Here is a 16,979-nt window from a genome sequence, read left to right on the forward strand (position 1 = left end):
TGGCCATGCTCAGCGCGCTAGCCATCGATGGCAGGCAATACCAGCATGGGGATGTGGCAGGTGCGCAAAAGCCGGTTCGTGACGCTGCGGTGAAACATCGTTCCCAGAAAGCTGCGTCGGCGGGCAACAAGAATCAGCAGATCGGCCTTAATAAGCGTAATGGCTTTGAGCAGACCTTCGACCGGATAGGTGTGCCGAATGGCTTCCAGCGTGACATGGCTGGCCGCATCGGCGAGGCCGCTGGCTTTTACCTGGCGCAGCGACGTAGCGCAGGCCTGGTTGTCTTCAATGCCCGACACCGTTACGACGGTCATGCGGGGCTCTAGCTGCGCCAATAACTGCAAGGCAGCCAAAGGCTTATCCAGAGTGAATGGCTCGCCGTCGGCCGCCACTACGGCTTGGGTCGGGGTGGAGGAGCCCTGGTAAGTTTCGGGCACTACCAGCAGGGGCAAATGCCCCCCACGTAGCACTTCCAGCACCGCTACCCCCACTTCAGCTTCGTTCAGGCTTTCGTCGGCGCGGCCCAGCACAAACAGCGCCGGCGCATGACGCTTAGCCAGATCGGCGGCCGTAGAAAGCTGCAGGTCAGCTACCATCTCGATGGTAGTAGGCACGTACAGCTCGTCGGTCAGCGCCCGCACAGCGGCGTGCAGATCCTGGTCGCGCTCTTCTCTGTCGGGATCCAGCTTGCTATCGAGCTGAAAATTGTCGCGCACGTACAGGAGCAGCAACCTGGCCCCGAGGGGCGCCGCCAACTCGGCCGCGTATTTAATAGCCCGATGCGCGGCCGGAAAGAAATCAGTCAGCACAATCAACGTTAGGGCCGGCTTGTCGGAAGCTGGTACGGTGGAGGGCGCAGACTGAGTGAGGTTCAACGTCATGACTACAGGCTTAAATTGATGTGGTGAGACAGGCCGAAAACAAGTGCTGGGGGGCTTTTTTGCGGCATGAACTCTACCAGCGTGGTCAAGCAGCGGTACAAAATTCGAAAATGCGGCCGCCCACAGCCATGATTTAAATCATGAGACAATCTGTTTTAAATCATGCAGTTGAAGGAGTCCTACGACTCGCGCGCAATCAGGGTAAGGGCGCGCTTGAGCGCCTTATCGCGCTGGTAGATGTCGGGATAAAAGCGAAGCTGGCCGTTCTCGGTGGCGCAGGTGAAGTAGCGCACATGCAGCGGAATGGACTTGGCTAGGCGAATGTGCTGCGGCTTCGACTGGCGGGCGCACTCCTCATCAGTCGGTAGCTTCCTGAATTGCCCCCCACGCGCCAGCAGGTAAGCTGCCAGCTGCATGGGATTCTGGAGCCTAATACAGCCGTGGCTGAGCGCCCGCATCGGGTAAGTAAACGCTTGCCGCACCGGCGTATCGTGCAGATACACGGAGTAAGGGTTTTTAAACCGAAACACAATGTTGCCCAAGGCATTGTCGCAGCCGGCCGACTGCCGGATAGTGTAGGCAAAACTCTTGGCCGAGACCTGCTGCCAGTCGATCTGGTAGGGGTTGAGCAGGCGGCCGCGCTCATCGTAGAGGGCGAAGTTATTCCGGGCCAAGTAGTCCACGTCTTTTTTCAGAATGGGCAGAATCTCCTTGGTGGCAATGGAGCGGGGCACGTGCCAGTCGGGCGCCAGGGTAAAATGGTCGATGGTGCTGCTCAGGGTAGGCGAGGGCGTTTTGGGCTGGCCCACAATCACGCGGTGCTGGCGCACCACACTGTCGCCGCGCACCACTTCCAGCTTGTACGCGGGCAGATTTATCAGCAGGTATTCTGAATCTGAAATAGCCTCCTGCCGCCAGCGCTCCAGATTCAGGGCCACCTGCTCATACCGCACCTGATACTGGGCAACCGAGTCGGCCGGAACCGGCGTGCTAAGCCACTGCTCCAGTGCCTGCTGCAGCTGCCGATATTCCCGGTTATGGGGCTGACACGCTAAAATGCCGTCGGCCACTTTGCCCGCAGTCAGGCTTTCCCGCAATAAGTCGGCTGGCTGAAAAACCTGCCTTGTAGCCCGCTCCCGCGGTGAGGCCGCATACGTGCGCAGCCTGCCCCGGTGCAAATCGAGCATAAAGCGCAGCACGGCATCGCTCAGATACACGTCGAGGCGCGCCCGTTGCTGCGGGCTGGAAGGAGCAGGGAGGCGCAGCGAGTCACGCAATGCAACCAGCCGATCAGTAGCGTAATATTCGGGCTGGAGGCCATAAGCGCGAGCCTGGTCTAGCAAGGCCAGTACCGCTTTGGCTTCCGTGGTGAGGCTGTCGTTGGGCTGAGACCAGACAGGTTGAGGGGTAACGCCGTAAAATGCCCGCACGTGGGGCCCGACCTGTAGCCCCAGGCGCTCGTCTACGGCCGCAGGGCCCGCGGCAGTTGTATCGAGCAGGGCCAGAATGAGTTCACCCACTGGCGTTTCAGTGGGGGGCAAATCTTGACTAATACCAGCTGTTTGGTCGGCCGGGGTGGTCACCCCTTGCTGCTGGCCCCCGCATTGCAATTGCAGGAGCGAAAAGAAGACAGCAGACGTAAGAGAAAAAAGGCGAATATGCATTGGGCGGTGAAAAGAGCGAGAGCCGGGCCGGCCACGCACATAGCTGCGTTTTAGCTGTCGGCTGCACCAAAAATACGGACTGCTTAAGGTGCGTGTATATGACGGTAATCATCGCAGTATCTGAGTAAAGTCATAGAAAGGGCAGCCGCCAAGGCTAAACTTTGAGCCTGTAATCTGCCCACTTCCAAAGCCTAGGCTAGGCAGCAGATTGTAGTTGATTAAACCCACCTCACGCTGCCTTTTCTGTTCCGGCAATACTTTATGAAACAATCCTTTAAGGCCGTCAGTCTCTCTTACAAAAAAGCCCCTCTGGCCATTCGCGAGCTGCTGACACTGGATGAGGCGACGTGCGGCCGCCTGCTGCATACGCTGCACAACCACTTGGGCCTGTCGGACGTGCTGGTGCTTAGTACCTGCAACCGCACCGAGGTTTACTACACTGCCGATACCGACAACAGCGCCGCCATTGTAGAAGCCTTAGGCGACTTGAAGGAAATGGATGCGAGCAGCTACTATTCCTACTTCACCGTTCTCAACTCCGCTACGGCCGCAGTGCAGCATCTGTTTGAAGTTGCCTTGGGCCTCGACGCGCAGGTGGTGGGCGATATGCAGATCAGCAACCAGGTGAAAAGAGCCTACCAGCGCTCGACGGAAGCAAATGTTACAGGGCCTTTTTTGCATCGGCTGCTCCACACCGTATTCGCCGCCAACAAGCGCGTGCAGCAGGAAACCGCCTTCCGCGACGGCGCCGCTTCTACGTCTTATGCCACGCTGGAGCTGGTGCAGGAATTGACGGCTAGTATTGCCCAGCCGCGGGTTCTCATTGTGGGCTTAGGCGAGATTGGGGCCGATATCTGCCGTCATTTTGGCAAGAGCAAGCACTTTACGGAAGTCACTATCTGCAACCGTACCCCGGCCGCCGCTCAGGCACTGACTACCGAGTGCGGCTTGCAAATCTTGAATTTTGCCCACCTTACGCAGGGCCTACAGGCAGCCGATGTGGTTATTTCAGCCATCTCCACGCCTTCGCCATTTTTTACCCGCGAACTGTTGGCCGGCTTAACTATTCTGAGCCCCAAGTTTTTTATTGATTTGTCGGTGCCCCGCAGCATTGCGGCCGCCGCCGAGCAGGTGCCGGGCGTGCTGGTTTATAATATTGATGCTATCCAGAATAAGGCGTCGGAGGCGTTGGCCCGGCGGGTGGCGGCGGTGCCCCACGTGCGCGAAATCATTGCCGAATGCATGGCCGAGCTGCACGAGTGGAGCCGCAACTTGCAGGTGTCGCCGGTTATTCAGAAGCTGAAAATTACGCTGGAGCAGCTGCGCCAACAGGAGGTAAACCGCTTCAAGAAAAATATGAGCGCGGAGGAGGCAGCCCGACTCGACGACGCGACTAAGTCACTGACGCAGAAGTTTATGAAGCTCCCAGTGTTGCAGCTAAAAGCCGCCTGCCAGCGCGGGGAAGCCGACCAGTTGGTGGCTATGCTCACGGAGCTATTTGCTCTGGAAGACGAACTCGTTGAGGCTGGAGCTTAAGGACTGATTTACCTAGCAAAAAGAGGTGCGTTTGGGTCTAAATATTTGAAAAAGCCCCCCAGCCAGGAACTACGCCGGACAAGCACCGCGCAGATCGATAAAAATCAGGCGCCAGCGACCACCCGCCCCCGCCGATTTAGCAAAGTGAAATTGATAGCCGGTGCTCGTCTGAAGTACGGAGCGAACGGTGCGCCCCTGTGCCGCTTGGCCCTGATTGCGGTTGCCTCCTTTTATCGAGGCTTGCGCCCAGAAATTTAGCGCACGAAACCCAGTGGCCGGCCCAGCGAAGCAGCCTTCCCTAGCGAATTTGCCCCCCGGACAGTTCGCGGCGGGCAGCGTGGCTACGGTTTGCGGCGCGGCACACGTCATAAGCTTCTTATCGAGCGCGAAAAGTGGCCGATGCTGCTGGTCGCGAAATTGGTCGCTATCCGCCACACGCGTTACGAGCGGCACGTTTCCGGTTTGTTCCAAAATCCAGAGGCCATACTCTGGATCTACCAGCTGGTTAAGCACCTGAGCGTCATGGCTTCTGAGCGCGCCATCGAGCAGCAGCCAGGCACCCGTTATAGCCGTGTCGGCGGGCATTACAGGGTTTTCAGTTTTGGCCGCGGCTGAGTCGGGTTTGGGTGCGTTGGCCGTTACCACCTGGGGTGGGGCGCTGCTGGTGGGCTCGTCGGGCATACCATTTGGATTTTTGACGTCGCCGCAGGCCGCCTGCAATAGGGCCAAGCCAGGAAGTAAGGGTTTGAGAATCATCGTAGAGCGTTGATGCTGAAGTCTGGGTAGAGGTTGAAAAGGAAGCTGCTTGATGGTCAGAGTGTACTCGGAGCTCAGAGCTGAATGCTTGTGCTAATGGGATGCTATACCCAGTTGATACCCTGCCGGAGCCAGGCCTGAGTTGCCGCTTCAGCCGAGCCGGGCGTGGGCTGATAGTCGTAATGCCAGGCGGCCAGGGGCGGTAAACTCATCAGAATAGACTCTGTGCGTCCGCCGGTTTCCAGGCCGAATTTGGTGCCGCGGTCGATGGCTAGGTTGAACTCGGTGTAGCGTCCCCGGCGCACCAGCTGCCATTGCTTCTCAGCTTCTCCAAAGGGCAGATTCGCGTTGCGCCGCATGAGCTCCGAATACGTGCGGCCGTACACTTCGCCCACGGCCTGCACGAAGGCAAACAGCTCCTCGAAGCTGCCGTCTTTGCCAACGGTGAGACGGTCGAAGAAAATGCCCCCCACGCCTCGCGTTTCCTGGCGGTGAGGCAGGTAGAAGTACTCATCGGCCCACTGCTTGAAGCGTGGATAATAGGAGGGATTATGTTGGTTGCAGACCTGCAGAATCTGCTCATGAAACCAGTGGGCCTGCGCTTCATCCACGTAAATCGGGGTCAGATCGAGACCGCCTCCAAACCAAGCCTCGCCGTTGCCCGCCTCAAAGTAGCGCACGTTCATGTGTGAAATGGGAACCATAGGGCTGCGCGGGTGCTGCACCACCGATACGCCCGTAGCAAAGTAATTAGGGTTGGGCATGAGGAGCTGACGGGCAGCGGTTTCGCTCATCTTTCCCCACACGGCCGAGAAGTTTACGCCGCCTTTCTCCAGAATAGCTCCTTCGGCAATTACGCGCGTACGGCCACCGCCGCCACCTTCATGCACCCATTTATCCTCCCGGAACGAAGCGAGGCCATCCGCAGCTTCGAGCTGCTGGCACAGCCAGTCCTGAAATTGGCGCATCCACGCCGCGACGGTAGCGCGGGTAGATTGAGTGTCGGTGGAGTAAGTGGTTTCGGTAAGCATGTGTAATGACATGATAGAGATATTCGTAGTTATGTAAGGTTCAGAAAGTGACGGTTGAAATTCGAGCCGCCAACCGGTTTTCGGCGGCTTGACGCAGGGAACACTGGTCGCAGCAGGCTTTGGTGGGGAGCGTGCTTGTGGGGAGCAATAACACCGGAATACGCAGGTGATAAGCGTTCGTTTTGATATAGTGTGGGTTGAAAAAACGGCGAATCAGGCAGCCATCTACTGTTGCTAGTACCAATAATTGAGCTGTTTGCTGAGCGCAGAATTCGCTGATATCTTCCAGCGCATCTTCTTCGGGGATCAGGTGCACGGTGGCGTTAGTAAGGTTAGCGCGCGCTGCCATCAAGGCTTTTTTCAGTGGTGCCAGCCCGGTGCTGGTAGGTGGATGAAACTGAACCAAATCAAAGTGGGCATTGGCGGTGCGGGCCAGGGAGGTGAGTGGTGCCAGCTGCTGGGCATTAAGCCGGGAAAAGTCGCCGGAAACAACCACTTGACTAGCCAGCTCATGGCGGCCCGGCGGCACGATGAGCACTGGACAGCTTACGTGCTCCGGCAAGAGCGTAATCGGGTTGCCCGCTGCCGTGGCCGTAGCACAATCCATTAGCGACAAGCCCGTTACCACAAGAGAGGCGTGGTAGCCGCCTACCAGTACTTCCAGGCTGTCGGCGAGGGAGGCGGTAGCCATGTGAAAATGGTAATGGATGCGGCGGCCACTCTGGCGCGTGAGGTGATGGTAGCGGAGGCGTTCGGCCAGGGCCTGCAAGCGGCTTAGCAGGGCCACTCTTCGCTCGGGGGTAAGCGGAGCGCCGGGGTTGGAGTGCACCAGCACAATCTCAGCCGGAAGATGAAGGGCTAGCTTGTTGGCATAAACCAGCGCGTTTTCGGACGCGGCCGAGAAGTCGATGGGCACGAGAATGGTTTGCATGGCAACAACGCGTTAAGAAGGAAGGATAAGCAGAACTTATTTGGAAGCAGGAGTGGGCTTGATTTCCGCAACCGCGGCTGGGTCGTGGCAATAGTGCACCGTCGCGGGCTGCTGCATGGAGCCTCTGTTGGTGATTTTGGCAGGGCCGTTTAATTGCGGACTCAGGTATGGAATGCCCAAACTCAAGCCGCGCACTATGAATAGGAGAGCCAGGCAGGTGGCCATCACGGGCACTGCCCGCCGCATGCGGCCGCGCCACACGCTGGGCACTAGCTGCCCGGAGAGTGAGAGCGCCAGCATGAGCGGCAGCGTACCCAGCCCGAACAAGGCCATGTAGCCCGCAGCGCCCGCTACGCCGGGCACGCTCAGGGCGCCAGCCAAGGCTAGGTACACCATGCCGCAGGGCAGCAAACCATTCAGCAAACCTGTGATATACAGGGCACTGAGCGAAGGCTGTTGGTAGAAATACAGCAGCTGTCTTTTCACCCAGGCCAGCACACCATCCAGTTTCAGCAAAGCCGCAGCCCGGCTCAGCCATTGCTCTGGTGCCACTACCAGCACCAAAATAAGCCCCCCAGACAGCAGCGATAAGCTTTGCTGCCAGCCGGCCAATTGGAGACCCCGACCCAGCAGACCCGCTACTGCCCCAAGCGAGGCATAAGTAGTCACGCGGCCCAGGTTATAGAGTATCCGTCCGGTCAGGTAGCGCCAATCGGGGCCGCCTGCGCCGGGCAGCGACAGTGCAATGGCACCGCACATGCCCACGCAGTGGAAACTACCCAAAAGCCCAAAAAGAAAGCCTGCCCAGAGCATGATGTGATGATAGCGCAGACCTTGAAATCTGCTAGTAAATGATTTAAGCGAGGAATATGAAGGTCCGCGATAGATTAGATGGAAAGCTCTTTGTCGACAAAATACTGCTGGCCGCCGGCGGTGAAATCGATGCGCAGACGCCAGTAGCCGGGCTGGAGCTTGCTGGTGTTCAGCTGCTGTTGCGCTGGCTCGCCGGTGGGGGCAAAGGGTAGGTTGAAATCCAGCTTTTGATTGGAAGGGCGAAAAAAGTGCACGGTGCCCTGCACGGCTTGGCCAGCGAGACTGGGGGGCAATTTTAGCGTCAGGCGCTGCGCCGCTGGCTCGTAGTCTACCTGAACAGGGGCTGGCAGTGCCGCCGTGCGGGCCACCGACTCGATGCGCTTTTGGTAGGCCAGCTCCTGCTGGTAGTAGTCGGCGCTGACCAGGTCGACGCTGGTGCTCATGGCCTGCTGCACCATGTAGCCGATGTAGCTGGCAAACAACACGAAGGTGGCAATGATGGCGTAAGGCCAGAGATTAAAGCGGGAAGTGGTCATACAACTAAGCGAAGGTGAGCGGACGAGGAGGCCCGCTGATGAACTCGGGGCGGGCTATTGCGCGGGCCCAAGGAACTTGGTTTTGGTTTCCGCGATCAGTTGGCCTTTGCTGAATATGCCGATGCGGATTTTCTGATTCGTAGTCAGCAGCGCCGACTTGGGCAACTCGGCGAAAAACACGCCTTCCGTGATGCCTTGGGCGGGCAGCGTCATGTTTTCCTTGCCAACCAGCGAAACTTTGCCCCCCAGCGGCTCCAATACCTTGAGGGTGATAGGATAAGGCTGATTGGTTTTGTTAATAACGGACACGTTGTAGAGGTTGGTGATGGTGCCGTGGTCGGTTTTCTGGAAAAGCTGACCTGGTGTGCGCAGCACCGTGGCCTGCACATTGGAGCGCGACACCAGCAGAAACGTGAGGCCCATCAGCAACACCATCAGCACGCCCGACAGCACCTTCACGCGTCCTCTCAGCTGAAATTTGCTGCCTTGGGCAATGTTGTTTTCCGAAGCGTGGCGAATCAGGCCCTGCGGTTTGTTTATCAGGTCCATGATGTTGTCGCAGGCATCAATGCAGGCGGTGCAGTTGGTACATTCCAACTGCTGGGCGCCGTTGCGGATGTCGATGCCGGTGGGGCAAACCTGTACGCACTGGTGGCAGTCGATGCAGTCGCCGGCGGTGCGCGTCTGGTTTTTGCGCAGCTTCTTGCGGGGCTCACCACGCTGATAATCATAGGCTACCACGAGGCTGTCTTTGTCGAGCATCACGCCTTGCAAGCGGCCGTAGGGGCAGGCAATGGTACACACCTGCTCGCGGAAGTGGGCGAACACGGCATAAAATACGCCCGTGAACAGCACCATCGAAGCCAAGCCGCCAAGGTGCTCGCGGGGCGGATCGGTGATGATACTCACTAGCTCATCCGAACCGATAATGTAGGCCAGAAACGTGTTGGCAATTAGAAAGGAAATCAGCAGAAACAGCGCGTGCTTGCTGGTTTTGCGCCAGATTTTGTTCCAGTCCCACTTGGCCCGGGCCAGGGCTTTTTGTTGAGGAGCATCACCTTCCAGCCAGTACTCGATGCGGCGGAAAACCATTTCCAGGAAAATGGTTTGCGGACACACCCAGCCGCAAAACGCCCGCCCATACACCACCGTGAAGAGGATGATGAACAGCAGAAACGTGAGGGCCGCCAGCAGCAGAATAAAGAAATCCTGGGGCCAGAAGATTTGGCCGAAGATGATAAACTTCTGCGCCGGCAGATTCAGCATCAGCACCGGCAGGCCGTTGATGCGCAGCCAGGGACCGGCAAAAAGCACGATGAGCAGGCCGTAGCTAATCAACTTGCGGGCGCGGTAAAAGGCTCCGCTAGGCTTCTTGGGAAATAACCAAACGCGCTTGCCCGCCGCATCCACCGTAGCGATGGAGTCGCGAAAGTCGTCGTTAGGATGGAACGTGGTAACAGGCATTGGCTGGTGCGCCGACGGTCAAATCGGGCTGAAGTGAGGAAGATGGGGTGGGCCGGTACTACTTGGCGGCTATGGTTTTGGCAGCAGTTGCTTTTTCGCCCTGGGGCTCTTTGGCATTAGCTGGCTTAGACCCTTGCAGCGACTCGATGTAGGAGGATACCTGCAAAATCTGCTTGCCGGCGAGCTTGCCTTTCCAGGCCACCATGCCCTTGCTGGTGACCCCAAACTTGATGGTTTTATACACCTCATTTATGTCGCCGCCGTGCAGCCAGTACTCATCAGTCAGGTTGGGGCCTACTTTGCCCTCAGCGTTGGCCCCGTGGCAGGGAGCGCAATTCGTAGTGTAGATGGACTTGCCGGCGCTGAGGTCGGCGGGCGTCAGCAGGGCCGTGTAGGTGGTGAGCTTGTTGGGGTCGTCGGGCTCGTTGGACACCAGCAGCGCCGCCTGGCGCATTTCAGTCTCATATTCAGCTATCTGCAGCTCTCCGGCATTGGCCACGTGGTAGTAGCCCATGTAGGCTACTGCAAACACGATAGTGAAATAGAAGCCATACTTCCACCACGGCGGCAAATCGTTGTCGAACTCCGTAATGCCGTCGTACGAGTGGCCCATGTCCTCCTCTTTGTAGCCACCGGTTACCAGGCGCGTGTCGCCGATGAGCAGGCCGAGTACTTTGCCGCTCCAGGTGTCGTGCACCGTGGGCAACTCGTACACCTTGCGCAGCTGTGGCTTCATGCGCACGATAATCATCGTGAAGAGCAGCAGAAACACCATCAGGACCAAAGCCAGCGTGCTCAGCAAAAACCAGAACAGCATTATCTGCGCATCCTGGCCACCGGCCGCCGGGGCGGGTGTGGTGGCTTCCGCTGTCTGGGCTACCGTTGTGCCGACGGTTAGCGCCAGCAGAGCGGTCAGGGCCCCATAATTCATTTTGCGGTGCGTTAACATGTGGGTGCTCCTTCCTCAGCTTTCGTGATAGATTGATTGGTGGCTGACGCTTCATAATGGCGCACTTGCCGAGTGGCCGAGGCCAGGGAGGCACCAGCGACCAACACCAGCAGCAGCACGAGTATCAAAATGCCCCCCAGCAGCCAGAACAGCATATCGGTACTGGTAGCGGGTGTTTGCCCAAAAGCCATGCTGGCGGTAAGGAGGAGGCCAGAGGCGGTTAGCAAAAAAGCGCGTTTGGTTAGCATGATGCGTCTTGTTCGAGGTGGGCCTTCAGGGTCTCGTCGTCGCTGAGAAGCGGCAGATTGCTCATGTTATTGAAGTGCTGGCGGTTAGCTAACACCACGTAAATCAGCAGGCCCAGAAAGAAGAGGAAGAAGATGAGGAAGGAGATAATGGGGTATATCTCGACGCCGGCAATGGATTGCAATACTTTCTTGTCCATGATGGATTGAGGTTTGAATAATTTCCGTTCGTCATGCTGAGCTTGTCGAAGCATCTCTACCGCTTCGTTGGATTACTATTGCTGTAGAGATGCTTCGACAAGCTCAGCATGACGTTCTTTTATAATTCATGCTACTGAGCGGCGGTAGCCTGCTCGGGCTTCATTTTGATATCGGTGCCGAGGCGCTGGAGGTAGGCGATCAAAGCCACGATTTCCTTTTCGGATTTCACCTCGATGTCCTCCTTCTTCAGCTCTTGCACGATGCCTTCGGCCTGACGGCGCGCATCAGCTACGGCTTGCTTATCGTAGCCCGCTGGGTAAGGTGTGCCTAGCTGTTGCAGCACTCGGATTTTAGCAGGCAGCGTGGAGTAGTCAATCTCGTTCTCGAACATCCAGGGGTAAGGCGGCATAATGGAGCCGGGCGACATGCTGGTGGGGTCCATCATGTGGTTGTAGTGCCAGGAGTGCGGATATTTGCCCCCCACGCGATGCACATCGGGACCGGTACGCTTGGAGCCCCACAGGAAGGGCCGGTCGTACACAAATTCGCCCGCTTTGCTGTACTCGCCGTAGCGCTCGGTTTCGGAGCGGAAGGGGCGCACCATCTGGGTGTGGCAGTTCGAGCAGCCTTCCTTAATGTAGAGGTCGCGGCCCTGCAATTCCAAGGAGGTATAAGGCTTCACTGAAGCAATGGTCGGCACGTTAGACTTCACGAGGAAGGTCGGTACCATTTCCACTACGCCACCAATCAGGATAGCGACCGTGGCGCCAATAGCCAACTGCAAGGGGCGGCGCTCAATCCAGCGGTGCCAGTGGCCGGCGTCGGCGTGTGGGTCTTCGCTGGCGGGCAGCAGGGCAGGAGCGTGGGCGTTTTCTGAAGCCAGCAACGTACCCGCGTTGGCCGTTTTTATCAGATTATACATCATCAAAAACACGCCGCTCAAGTACAGCACTCCACCGATACCGCGCATGTAGTACATGGGCACGATTTGGAGCACGGTCTCGAGAAAGTTGGGGTATTGCAGCATGCCCTCGGCGTTGAACTGCTTCCACATCAGGCCCTGGGTAAAGCCGGCCCAGTACATGGGCAGGGCGTAAAACAGGATACCGATGGTGCCCAGCCAGAAGTGGGCGTTGGCTAGTTTCTTGGAGTGCAGCTCGGTGCGGTAGAGGCGGGGCCACAGCCAGTAGAGCATGGCGAAGGTGAGGAATCCGTTCCAGCCGAGGGCGCCTACGTGCACGTGTGCTACTATCCAATCGGTGAAGTGGGCAATGGCATTCACGTTTTTCAACGAGAGCATCGGCCCCTCAAACGTGGCCATGCCGTAAGCCGTAATGGCCACTACCATGAACTTCAGCACGGGCTCTTCGCGGACTTTATCCCAAGCGCCGCGCAATGTGAGCAGGCCGTTGATCATGCCGCCCCAGCTGGGCGCAATCAGCATTACCGAGAACGCAACCCCCAGGCTTTGGGCCCAGTCGGGCAAAGACGTATAGAGCAGGTGGTGAGGACCAGCCCAGATGTAAATGAAGATCAGGGACCAGAAGTGAATGATGCTCAGGCGGTAAGAGTACACCGGCCGGCCAGCTGCCTTGGGCAGGAAGTAGTACATCAAACCTAGGTAGGGCGTAGTCAGGAAGAAGGCAACCGCGTTGTGGCCGTACCACCACTGCACCAGCGCATCCTGCACCCCGGCGTAGGCCGAGTAGCTTTTCATGAAGCTAACGGGCAACGCCGCCGAGTTGACAATGTGCAGCACGGCCACGGTGAGGAAAGTGGCGATGTAGAACCAGATGCCCACATATAAGTGCCGCTCGCGCCGCTTGGCAATGGTGCCGAACATGTTCCAGCCAAACACCACCCATACCAGCGTAATGGCAATGTCGATGGGCCACTCCAGCTCGGCGTATTCCTTGCTGGTAGTGTAGCCCAAAGGCAAGGAAATCAGGGCGCTAAGGATGATGAGCTGCCAGCCCCAGAAGTGAATCTGGCTGAGCTTTTTGGAGTACATGGCCGCTTTACACAGTCGCTGCAAAGAGTAGTACACCCCCATAAAAATACCATTGCCGACGAAGGCGAAAATGACGGCATTGGTATGCAAGGGCCGGATGCGACCGAACGTGGTGACGGCCGTATTCATGTTGGCCTCAGGCAGGGCTAGCTGAAAAGCCGCCAGAATTCCGACGATCATGCCGGCTATTCCCCAGAACACGGTGGCGATGCCGAAGTCGCGGACAATCTTATTATCGTAGAAAAACTCGTCGACGGCGCGGGATACTCGGGTCTGAACCAGGGGCGGCTCAGCAATGATAAGGGGCGTAACGGGTGCGACTTCCATAGAGTGAAACAGTAAGTGTTTTTACTGCTTCAAAGGTCATCGCCACCTCCATGGCAAAGCATGACGGATATCAAGCTCGGGCTTGATTGATATCAATTCAGTACTATTTCTCCTCTTCCTCATCGAAGAGCATGCGCACAGATGGTGTGTACTCGTCGTCGTACTGACCGCTGCGTACGGCCCACAAAAAGCCCCCCAGAAACGCAAGCGCCACAAGTAGGCTGATACCAATCAGCAAGAAGATAATAGTCATGGCAACAGGATTATAAATGGTAACGGTGCGCGGCCCAGCGCACCAGTAGCGTCGATACAATCATTACGCTCAGAGAGCTGATAGGCATCAGGATGGCCGACACAATAGGCGTGAAAAGTCCCTGCACGGCCAGCGCCAGCCCGAAAGCATTGTAGCAAAACGATAGCGCAAACGTGACCAGAACAACGCGCAGGCACAAGCGCGAAAAGCCCAGGAAGGTGGCCAGCCGCTGAAACTCGCTGGCATCCAGAATGGCGTCGCAGGCGGGGGAGAAGTTGGTGAGCGTGTCGGTGAGGGCGATGCCGGCGTTGGCGGCGCGCAATGCTCCCGCGTCATTCAGCCCGTCGCCTACCATGACCACGGTACGCCCTTGAGCGCGCTGGGCCGCGATATACGCCAGCTTATCGGTCGGCGACTGCCGGAAATGAAGCTCGGCATCTTCCCCGAAAAGCGTTTGTAAACGAGTGCGCTCGGCATCGGTGTCGCCGGATAGTACGGCCAGACGGTAGCGGCGGCTCAACTTGGCAAGCACATTGGCCAGAGCCGGGCGGTAGACGTTGTGGAAGGTGAAGTAGCCAGCCTGCTCATCATTCAGCGCAATGTTGACGCGGGTTTCGGGCGCCTCTGGTGCCGCTGTTTGGGCGTATGCAGCTGGCTGGGGGGCTTTTTGGATAGAATTAATTCCTGAAGCAAAAGCCCACTTTCCGCTCACGAAGGCAGCCGAGCCTAGCCGCACTGTATCACCCGTTTCCGCCGTGGCTCTGATACCCTGGCCGGGATGCTCCTGGTAGCCAGTGAGCGGCATGGGCTCAGTGGATAGCTCCTGCGCCAAGCGCTGGCTCAGCGGGTGCGTGGACTGGGCTGCGGCCGTGGCAACAAGCCGCTTCTCCAGCGTTGACAGCGGCCGGCCGCGGTAGTGCACCTCCGCTTGGGTGGTGTCGGTGAGTGTGCCGGTTTTGTCAAAAATAAGCGTGTCGGCGCGGCCCAGGGTTTCGATAACGGCCGAATTCTTAAGGTAGAATTTGTGCCGGCCCAACACCCGCAGCGCGGCCCCGAGGGTAAACGGCGTAGCCAAGGACAGGGCGCACGGACAGGCAATAACCAGCACCGACGTAAACGCCCGCCACATCATGGATGTGTCGCGTGGCCCCCAATACACGAGCGTGCCCAGGGCCAGCAGCAGCGTTACGGCCACAAAATAACGCCCCACGCGGTTGGCGTAGGTTTCCCAGGTGGCGTCGTTATCCTGTTTGGCAAAGGCCGGGTTGTTCCACAGTTGGGTGAGGTAGCCCTGCGATACATCGCGCACGACCTCCAGTTCCAGGGCCTCACCCAACTGTCGCCCGCCCGCGAATACCAACTCACCCGAGGCGCGGGCCACCGGCGTGCTCTCGCCCGACACGAAGGAATAATCGATCTGGCCGACCCCGCGCAGCACCACCGCATCGGCGGGCACTACTTCCTGGTGCCGCACCCGAATCCGGTGGCCTACTTTCAATTCTTTGACCGAAATGGACTGGTCGCCTTCCGGCGTCAGCCGCGTTACGGCCACAGGGAAGTAGGAGGTAAAGTCGCGGTCGAAGCGCAGGGCGTCGTAGGTGTGCTGCTGCACCCATTTGCCAATCAGCATGAAGAAGACGAGCCCCGTAAATGAGTCATAATACCCTGGCCCCTTACCGGAAATGACCTCATAAGTGCTGACACTAAACAGCGCGGCCAGCCCCAGACTGATCGGAAAATCGAGGTTGATGTAGCGTTGTCGCAGTCCTTGCCAAGCCGAGCTGAAAAAGCCCCGTGCGCTGTACAGCAGTACTGGCAAAGTCAGCAGCAAGCTCAAATAGCCAAAAAACTGCCCAAAACCGGCCTGCAAATCCTCTACAAAGGAGAAATATTCCGGCAAAGCCAAGAGCATGACGTTGCCGAAGGCAAAAGCCGCCAAACCCAGTTGGTAGTAAAGCGTGCGGCCGGCGCGGTGCGGTTGGGCACCTAGCTCGGCCAGCGTAATCTGCGGCTCGTAGCCCACAGAGGCCAATAGCCGTACTACTTCTTTGAGACTGGTATCGGCCAGTAAGTAGGTGATGGTGATTTCCTTGCGCAGAAACTGCACCCGCGCTTCCACAATTCCAGGGTTGAGGCGAGGCAGGTTTTCCAGTAGCCAAATACAAGAAGTACAGTGCATTTGGGGCACCTGCAACGTCAGCCGCGCCCGCTCCTCGGAGCGAAACGAGAGGAGCTGGGCCTGTACGGTTTCGGAGTCGAGGTAATCGAAGCGGCCGGGCAGCTCTACTTCCTTTACTTTCAGGCCGGGCCGCTCATCCAGTTTATAATAAGTGCAGAGGTTATTCGTGTCGAGCAGCTCGTACACGGTGCGGCAGCCGGCGCAGCAAAAGGGCTTATCGGCGAGCAATAATGGCTCTGGGGGGCATTTATCGCCACAGTGAGCACAGGCAAGATGAGTAGCGGGTTGTTCGAGAACGGCAGGCACTGGCAGCTACAATAGGTTCAGCGACAAAGCTCCGCCCTGAAGCCCGCCCGAACGATGATAAGTATCAAGCGCGGGCTTGATTGATGTTAAGCCGGCCGAACGGAACTCCTTTGACCTTTGTACTAGAGCGCGGCTGTTCCGGTCAGCGCTTCCACTTGTTTATTCTGGGTGCGGGCCACGTCATCCGAACTGCTTTTTCTTTGTCTATGCCTCAGTCTCTTCCTCTTGTACTTGTAGCGGCCCTTTTTCTGTGGGCTGGCATGGTGGGGGGCATCTCTTTCCTGGAAGCGCCCCTTAAGTTCACGGCCCCGCACATCACGGTGCCGTTGGGTGTAGGCATCGGCCGCATCGTGTTTCATGCTCTGAATAAGGTAGAAATCGGGCTGTGCGCACTGGCCATCATCAGCGCCCTGTACCTGCGGCCTGACCGGCGCGTGTGGGCGGGGCTGGCAGCGCTTAGCTTTGTGGTGGTGCTGCAAACGTTCTGGCTGCTGCCGGCGCTGGATGTGCGGGCCGAGGCGCTGCTGAGCGGCAACCCGCCGCCGCCCAATTCCCTGCATTTGCTGTATATAGTGGCCGAAGCGGTGAAGCTGCTGCTGCTGCTTGGCACCGGTGCGCTGGCTTATTTTACCCTCAACCGGCAGACGTTGAATGCGCAGCGCCGACGCGTACAGCACGCGTAAAAAAGCCCCCCCAGCAAGCCCATTTTGACTTTTCTCTACCTAACGCATGTTCAATTCCCGCCCCGATATTCAAAACGAAGCCGACATAAAACTGCTAGTAGATACCTTTTATAATAAGGTGAATGCGGATGCTTTGCTGGCGCCGGTCTTCAACGAGTTTGCTCACGTCGACTGGCCGGTCCACCTGCCGCGCATGTACGATTTCTGGAGCAG

16 protein-coding genes are annotated in these 16,979 nt (G+C 57.9%); 2 read left to right on the forward strand and 14 right to left on the reverse strand.

Going from position 1 to position 16,979, the window contains the following annotated elements; translation table 11 throughout:
- Positions 1-17: 17 nt before the first annotated feature.
- On the reverse strand, positions 18-881 hold the full coding sequence (locus tag H8B13_RS14680) for a universal stress protein (RefSeq protein ID WP_187311538.1): 864 nt from the start codon (positions 879-881) through the stop codon (positions 18-20).
- 179 nt (positions 882-1,060) lie between these two features.
- On the reverse strand, positions 1,061-2,545 hold the full coding sequence (locus tag H8B13_RS14685; RefSeq protein WP_187311539.1) for a L,D-transpeptidase family protein: 1,485 nt from the start codon (positions 2,543-2,545) through the stop codon (positions 1,061-1,063).
- Positions 2,546-2,806: 261 nt separating this feature from the next.
- Here H8B13_RS14685 and hemA point away from each other — a divergent pair, with 261 nt between their 5' ends.
- Complete coding sequence (hemA, locus tag H8B13_RS14690; protein WP_187311540.1) at positions 2,807-4,081, forward strand: glutamyl-tRNA reductase; 1,275 nt, start codon at positions 2,807-2,809, stop codon at positions 4,079-4,081.
- A gap of 69 nt (positions 4,082-4,150) precedes the next feature.
- Here hemA and H8B13_RS14695 read toward each other — a convergent pair whose 3' ends face one another.
- The 12 genes from H8B13_RS14695 to H8B13_RS14750 form a co-directional block, all read right to left on the reverse strand.
- A complete protein-coding gene (locus H8B13_RS14695) occupies positions 4,151-4,837 on the reverse strand; it encodes a hypothetical protein (RefSeq protein ID WP_187311541.1) in 687 nt (228 codons plus the stop codon).
- A gap of 104 nt (positions 4,838-4,941) precedes the next feature.
- Positions 4,942-5,880: an oxygen-dependent coproporphyrinogen oxidase gene (gene hemF, locus H8B13_RS14700; RefSeq protein ID WP_261990380.1), complete on the reverse strand. Its 939-nt coding sequence runs from the start codon at positions 5,878-5,880 to the stop codon at positions 4,942-4,944.
- Between the two features lie 28 nt (positions 5,881-5,908).
- Positions 5,909-6,799, reverse strand: coding sequence for a universal stress protein (locus H8B13_RS14705; RefSeq protein WP_187311542.1), 891 nt, complete (start codon positions 6,797-6,799; stop codon positions 5,909-5,911).
- A 36-nt stretch (positions 6,800-6,835) separates the two neighbouring features.
- The gene (locus H8B13_RS14710) at positions 6,836-7,612 is read right to left on the reverse strand and encodes a sulfite exporter TauE/SafE family protein (protein ID WP_187311543.1); all 777 of its coding nucleotides are present in this window, start codon (positions 7,610-7,612) and stop codon (positions 6,836-6,838) included.
- Positions 7,613-7,686: 74 nt separating this feature from the next.
- Positions 7,687-8,148: a FixH family protein gene (locus H8B13_RS14715; protein WP_187311544.1), complete on the reverse strand. Its 462-nt coding sequence runs from the start codon at positions 8,146-8,148 to the stop codon at positions 7,687-7,689.
- Between the two features lie 54 nt (positions 8,149-8,202).
- Positions 8,203-9,612 carry a cytochrome c oxidase accessory protein CcoG gene (gene ccoG, locus H8B13_RS14720; protein ID WP_187311545.1) on the reverse strand — a complete coding sequence of 470 codons (1,410 nt, stop codon included), beginning with the start codon at positions 9,610-9,612 and terminating at the stop codon, positions 8,203-8,205.
- Between the two features lie 58 nt (positions 9,613-9,670).
- Positions 9,671-10,561, reverse strand: coding sequence for a cbb3-type cytochrome c oxidase N-terminal domain-containing protein (locus tag H8B13_RS14725; protein ID WP_187311546.1), 891 nt, complete (start codon positions 10,559-10,561; stop codon positions 9,671-9,673).
- Positions 10,555-10,809, reverse strand: coding sequence for a hypothetical protein (locus tag H8B13_RS14730; RefSeq protein WP_187311547.1), 255 nt, complete (start codon positions 10,807-10,809; stop codon positions 10,555-10,557). Before H8B13_RS14730 ends, H8B13_RS14725 begins: the two co-directional genes overlap by 7 nt.
- Positions 10,803-11,006, reverse strand: a complete 204-nt coding sequence (locus tag H8B13_RS14735; protein ID WP_187311548.1) for a hypothetical protein — start codon at positions 11,004-11,006, stop codon at positions 10,803-10,805. Before H8B13_RS14735 ends, H8B13_RS14730 begins: the two co-directional genes overlap by 7 nt.
- 131 nt (positions 11,007-11,137) lie before the next feature.
- Entirely contained in the window at positions 11,138-13,345 is a 2,208-nt protein-coding gene (gene ccoN, locus H8B13_RS14740; protein ID WP_187311549.1) for a cytochrome-c oxidase, cbb3-type subunit I, read from the reverse strand.
- A 103-nt stretch (positions 13,346-13,448) separates the two neighbouring features.
- A complete protein-coding gene (ccoS, locus tag H8B13_RS14745) occupies positions 13,449-13,598 on the reverse strand; it encodes a cbb3-type cytochrome oxidase assembly protein CcoS (protein WP_133272948.1) in 150 nt (49 codons plus the stop codon).
- Positions 13,599-13,608: 10 nt separating this feature from the next.
- Positions 13,609-16,083, reverse strand: coding sequence for a heavy metal translocating P-type ATPase (locus H8B13_RS14750; protein WP_187311550.1), 2,475 nt, complete (start codon positions 16,081-16,083; stop codon positions 13,609-13,611).
- Positions 16,084-16,289: 206 nt separating this feature from the next.
- Between H8B13_RS14750 and H8B13_RS14755 the strand changes: the two genes are divergently transcribed.
- On the forward strand, positions 16,290-16,766 hold the full coding sequence (locus H8B13_RS14755; RefSeq protein ID WP_187311551.1) for a hypothetical protein: 477 nt from the start codon (positions 16,290-16,292) through the stop codon (positions 16,764-16,766).
- Positions 16,767-16,979: the final 213 nt, after the last annotated feature.

It is taken from the genome of Hymenobacter sp. BT188 (genome assembly GCF_014333585.1).
In the GTDB taxonomy this organism is placed as follows: Bacteria; Bacteroidota; Bacteroidia; order Cytophagales; family Hymenobacteraceae; genus Hymenobacter.